The 5291-nt window shown below is 70.3% G+C and carries 5 protein-coding genes and 1 tRNA gene; 4 read left to right on the plus strand and 2 right to left on the minus strand.

Annotated features, from left to right (window positions below; translation table 11 throughout):
- The first annotated feature begins 301 nt into the window (after positions 1–301).
- The 4 genes from PSD17_RS34615 to PSD17_RS34630 all read left to right on the plus strand — a co-directional run bounded on the left by PSD17_RS34615 (position 302) and on the right by PSD17_RS34630 (position 3708).
- A complete protein-coding gene (locus PSD17_RS34615; protein ID WP_339126304.1) occupies positions 302–1651 on the plus strand; it encodes a replication initiator in 1350 nt (449 codons plus the stop codon).
- Positions 1648–1851 carry a helix-turn-helix domain-containing protein gene (locus PSD17_RS34620; protein WP_339126305.1) on the plus strand — a complete coding sequence of 68 codons (204 nt, stop codon included), beginning with the start codon at positions 1648–1650 and terminating at the stop codon, positions 1849–1851. The genes PSD17_RS34615 and PSD17_RS34620 overlap by 4 nt, the downstream gene beginning before the upstream one ends.
- The gene (locus PSD17_RS34625) at positions 1848–2981 is read left to right on the plus strand and encodes a tyrosine-type recombinase/integrase (RefSeq protein WP_339126306.1); all 1134 of its coding nucleotides are present in this window, start codon (positions 1848–1850) and stop codon (positions 2979–2981) included. The genes PSD17_RS34620 and PSD17_RS34625 overlap by 4 nt, the downstream gene beginning before the upstream one ends.
- A 178-nt stretch (positions 2982–3159) precedes the next feature.
- The gene (locus PSD17_RS34630) at positions 3160–3708 is read left to right on the plus strand and encodes a hypothetical protein (protein WP_339126307.1); all 549 of its coding nucleotides are present in this window, start codon (positions 3160–3162) and stop codon (positions 3706–3708) included.
- A gap of 207 nt (positions 3709–3915) precedes the next feature.
- Here the strand turns inward: PSD17_RS34630 and PSD17_RS34635 are convergent.
- Positions 3916–3989, minus strand: a tRNA-Pro gene (locus PSD17_RS34635).
- Between the two features lie 173 nt (positions 3990–4162).
- Positions 4163–5227, minus strand: a complete 1065-nt coding sequence (locus PSD17_RS34640; protein ID WP_013675886.1) for an alpha/beta fold hydrolase — start codon at positions 5225–5227, stop codon at positions 4163–4165.
- Positions 5228–5291 lie beyond the last annotated feature (64 nt).

A 5291-nucleotide genomic window follows, 5' to 3' on the forward strand; every position in this document is an offset into this window, starting at 1 on the left:
ATCAACCCCTACCTGTCCTGACCACCTTCCTAGATCGACTTACACAGACTTCTTGACAGGCCCGGCGATGTCGTGAAACTGCTCAGCCCAGTCGATGCCGATTCCCAGCACCCGCCTGTCTCCTTCCGTCACCGGCATTGTGCTCGGTGGGCCGGGAAGGCGCTGCGTCGTGCTGATGAATCAGTCCTCGCGGGACCACATCCTCATGGGCGTCGGGCCTTCGCCGGGGCCCGGCAGGGGCGCCGTCTCATCGAAGTCCTCGCGGGACGAGCACCGAAAGCGCTCCCTGCCGGGAACCACCGTGCGAAGGGAAGGTAGAGCCATCAGCACCGACCAGCTGACCGCCCGGCTGCGGGCCTTCGACTACCCGATCTGGCGCGCCCGCATGGAAGCCACCGGCGGATGCGCCCACCCCGTCCGGCTGCGCGGCTCCTCGACGATCGCCGCGCAGGACGGGCGCGTCCTCACCCAGCGCACCGGCGAGGTCTGGGCGCCGTGCGGGAACCGCCGCGAGACCGTCTGCCCCGCCTGCTCGGACCGCTACGCCGCCAACGCCTTCCACCTCATCCGCGCCGGACTCGCAGGCGGAGAGAAGGGCGTGCCGACCACCGTCACCGACCGGCCCCGCCTGTTCCTAACCCTCACCGCGCCGTCGTTCGGACCTGTCCACTCCCGACGCCTCTCCACCCGCGGCCGCGTGATCCCCTGCCCGTGCGGGCGCCACCACCGCGACCACGACCCCGACCTCGGCACCCCGCTCGACCCCGACACCTACGACTACACCGGGTCAGTGCTCTGGCAGGCCCACGCCGGGAAGCTCTGGCACCGCTTCACCATCGCGCTGCGCCGCACCCTCGCCAACGCCCTCGGCTGGACCACCCGCGAGTTCACCGCCCGTGCCCGGCTCTCCTACGCCAAGGTCGCCGAGTACCAACGCCGTGGGCTGGTCCACTTCCACGCCGCCATCCGCCTCGACGGCCCCGACGGACCCACCGACCCGCCGCCCTCGGGCGCCACCCACGAGCTGCTGCGCAACGCCGTCACCGCCGCCGCCCGCAGCGTCACCGTCGACATCGAGCAACACGACGGGCCGCCCCTCGCGCTGCGCTGGGGAACCCAGGTCGACGTCCGCCGGATCAACGCCCAGGCCGCCGCCGACGTCACCGACGACACCGGCGAGATCACCGACCAGCGGTTGGCCGGCTACATCGCCAAGTACGCCACCAAGGGCACCGGCAAGACCGACGACCACCCCGACCGCCCCATCCGGTCCTTGGCCCACCTCGACCACCTGCGCCTGCACCCGCATCACCGCCGCATCATCGAGACCGCCTGGCAGCTCGGCGGCCTCGACACCTACGCCGCGCTCAACCTGCGCAAGTGGGCCCACATGCTCGGGTTCCGCGGCCACTTCCTCACCAAGAGCCGCCGCTACTCCACAACGTTCCGCGCCATCCGCACCGACCAACGCACCTGGCGCCTCGCCGAGCACCTCGAACGCCTCGGCCACCCACCCGACGAGCCCGTGATCGTCGTCAACGACTGGCACCTCGTCGGCATCGGCCACCACACCCAAACCGACCGCGAACTCGCCACCGCCCACGCCAAACGCATCCGAGAGCAGCGCACCACCAGGAGGGACGGGCCGTGAACGCCAAGGAGCTGTACCGGGTGCCGGACGTCATGGCTCTGCTCTCGCTGGGCCGCAGCACGCTGTACGAGGAGCTGCGCAGCGGTCGGCTCCGCTCGGTCCGCGTCGGTCGCGTCCGGCTCATCCCCGCCGCCGCGATCGCCGACTACATCGCGCTGTTGGAGCAGGAGGCCGGGGACGACGTCGGGATGGCCTCATGACGACCCGCAGGAGCCGCGGAGAGGGCGGCCTGCACTGGGACGAGCGGCGGCAGCGGTGGATCGCCACGGCCTCGCTCGGCTTCGATGCCCGCGGCAAGCGCATCACCAAGAAGGCCAGCGGCGCCACCAAGACTGCCGCCAAGAAGAAGCTGCGCGACATGTTGCGCGACCACGAGGACGGCCTCACCTCCCTCGCGCCGCGCTACACGGTCGCCGAGGCGGTCCGGTACTGGCTCGACTACGGCTTGTCGGGCCGGGCGGCGGCCACGGTCGAGAATTACCGCGGCATCGCCGAGAGCCGGATCGTGCCGCAGCTCGGCCGCCGACGTCTCGCCGAGCTGTCGGCCGAGGACGTGGACCGGTGGCTGCGCGACCAGTCGGCCGAGGTGAGCACCCGGACGCTCCGGCTCATGCACTCGATCCTCAACCGGGCGGTCACCTACGCGATGGCACGGGACAAGGTCCGGCGCAACGTCGTCGCGCTGTCCGAGGTGCCGACGGGCACCGGTGGCCGGCCGTCCAAGTCGCTGACCTTCGATGAGGCCGAACGGCTGCTCAAGGCGGCCGAGGAGACGAACATGCGCGCCTACATCGTGCTGTCGCTGCTGATCGGCGCCCGCACGGAGGAGCTGCGCGCCCTGCGCTGGGAGGACGTCGACCTCGCCGGGAAGCCGGACGCCACTCCCCCGGTGCCGCCGTCCATCTCGGTGATCCGCTCGGTGCGCGTCGGTGGCGACACCAAGACCCGGAGGTCACGCCGCCGCCTCGCGATGCCGCTGCGCTGCGTCGACGCGCTCCGACGGCACCGGATCGGCCGGACGATCACGCCGTCGGCGCTGGTATTCGCGACGTCCAAGGGCACCGAGCTGGATTCGCACAACGTCCGCCGCAGCTTCCGGCGCGTCGTCGCGTCGTCGGGCCTCGACCCTGCCGCCTGGACACCGCGCGAGCTGCGGCACAGCTTCGTGTCCCTGCTGTCCGAGTCCGGCGTGCCGCTGGAGCAGATCTCCCGCCTCGTCGGCCACAACGGGACAGCCGTCACGGAGTCCGTCTACCGGAAGCAGCTCCGCCCGGTGCTCGACGAAGGCGCCACCGCGATGGACACGCTCTTCCCGCTCACCGGCCCGTAACGCTCGATGGTCCGGGACCGAATCGTCCCCTGTGCGCCGCTCCCTGATCATCTCCCTCGCTGCTGCCGCGGCGGTCCTCGCAGGCTGCTCCGACTCGCCGTCCGCCCCTGCGGCGTCCAGCAACACGCCGCAGACCACCCAGCAGGCAGCTGCTGCGACCACGTCAGCACCGGCGACTGTGCCCACCCAGACGAAGTCCGGGACCGGCAACGACGTCGTCACCCTCGACACCCCCGTCAAGGTCGGCATCCTCAAGTTCGACTGCTCCCAGTGCAAGGGCGAGGTCGCCCTCAAGACCGACGCTGCGTATGACCCCGACGTCCTCCTCCTCGGGAAGAAGGCGCCCTACACCGGAACGCATTGGCTGGGGATGCGTGGTGACACGGTCACCCGCATGCAGATCAAGGCCAGTGGGCCGTGGACCGTCACGGTCGGTGGGCTCGAACTGGCGCGGATCGTGCCCGGCACTGCACCCATCGACGGCTCCGGCGACGACGTTCTGTACCTGACGAAGCCAGCCGGGGCGGCGCAGATCGTGAACAAGGGCTCCCAGTACGCGAACTTCATGGTCAAGGTCATGACGGATGGCGCGTCGGGTCCCGACCTGGCAGTGAACGAGCAGGGCGGCAGCTACACGGGCACGGTGATGTTCCCGGCTCCGGGCTCAGAGAATGTTCAGCTGGTGCAGATCGTTTCGGACGGCAAGTGGACCATCACCCCGAAGTAGGGGCTCGACGATCCCGCGAGTCAGCGATCGGACGCGGAGACATAAGTCAGTCGCTCAGTTAGTCGCTCAGGCTCCGCGACAGCACATCGGCGGCGGGCAGGGATCAACCTTCGCCCGCCGCTTCTCATTGCCCGTGTTAACGGGTTTCCGCAGGTAGGAATGACAAAAGGCCGGCATCCACGTATGGATACCGGCCTTTGCGACTCGTCGGGACGACAGGATTTGAACCTGCGACCCCTTGACCCCCAGTCAAGTGCGCTACCAAGCTGCGCCACGTCCCGAGCCGCCCCGTTGAGGGCTCGATGAGCTTAGCGCACAGGCCTTCCGGCCCCCGCCACCGCCCCGGGTCCCCGACGCCACCGCGCGGACTTCCCGGTCAGGACGCGCTGGTCCGGGCCGTCGCGCGGGCTGCGGACGTCGCGACGACCGCAGAACCCGCGCGCCGACGAGCGACTCAGATGCCCGGGTCCGCTGCCAGGAGCTCGGCGACGGCGCGGTCGATGAACTTCGTGTCGACCGGGTTCGCTCCGCCGCCGGCGAAGTGCCCCCACACGCCCGGGATGACGCGGTGCTCCACGGTGCAGCCGGTCATCTGCGACACCGCCCACGCCTCGTCCTCCGGCGGGAAGTAGAGGTCCTTCTCCGCGGGCATGACGATCGCGCGGGCCTTGATCGAGGCCAGCGCCTCCTCGGTCGAGGCGAACCCCGGCGTCAGGCCGACGTCGCCGCTCCACCAGGTGTCGAGCATCGTCAGGAGGTTGTTGGGGTCGCGGCCGTCGAGGAAGAAGCCCTCCCAGAAGCCGACGACGAAGTCCTCCAGCGAGGTGTGGCCCAGCTCGCGCCACACCTCGTCCCAGTAGAAGGCCTGGGAGAACCCCCAGCCGGCGTAGATCCGGGCGAAGGCGCGCAGCCCGCCGACGGGCCAGCGGTCCGGCGGGTACCAGCCGCCGTCGAAGCCGACCGAGGCCGTCATCGCGGCGCGCAGCGAGTCGAGGAAGACCTTGTTGTGCGGGGCGGTGCGCGGCGAGCCGCAGAACGGCAGCATGCGCTGCACCATCTCCGGGTGCTCGACGGCCCACTGGTAGGTCTGGCCCGCGCCCATCGACCAGCCGAGGACGAGCGCCACCTTCTCGATGCCGAACTTCTCGGTGACGAGGCGGTACTGCGACTCGACGTTGTCGCGCACGGTGATCCGCGGGAACCGCGCCCGGTCGAAGGGCGGTGGCGTGTTCGACGGCGAGGACGACAGCCCGTTGCCGAGCATGTTCGGCACGATGATGAACCACTTCGACGGGTCCAGCGCCATGCCGTCGGCGCCGTTGCCGATGAGCCACTCGTTGTCCCAGTGCCGCCCCGAGTACCACGTCGGGTAGACGACGGCGTTGCTCTTGTCGGCGTTGAGCGTGCCGTAGGTGCGGTAGGCGATGCGGGCGGGCCGCAGCGTCTGGCCGCAGACGAGCGTGAAGTCGGGGATCTCGAAGATCTCGTACGGCGCGTCGGGTCCGCGGTCGGCGGTCATGACGAGACCGCGCAGGAGCCGCGGTCGGCCCGGACCGGTCCGGACGCGGACGGGCGGATGTCGT

Origin of the sequence: Pseudonocardia sp. D17 (assembly GCF_036984265.1) — a bacterium.
Lineage (GTDB): Bacteria > Actinomycetota > Actinomycetes > Mycobacteriales > Pseudonocardiaceae > Pseudonocardia > Pseudonocardia benzenivorans.

What these genes read in the sequence shown, in the direction of transcription:
- PSD17_RS34640 (WP_013675886.1), bottom strand. Translation starts at nt 5,227, where the DNA reads ATGACCGCCGACCGCGGACCCGACGCGCCGTACGAGATCTTCGAGATC.
- PSD17_RS34625 (WP_339126306.1), top strand. Translation starts at nt 1,848, where the DNA reads ATGACGACCCGCAGGAGCCGCGGAGAGGGCGGCCTGCACTGGGACGAG.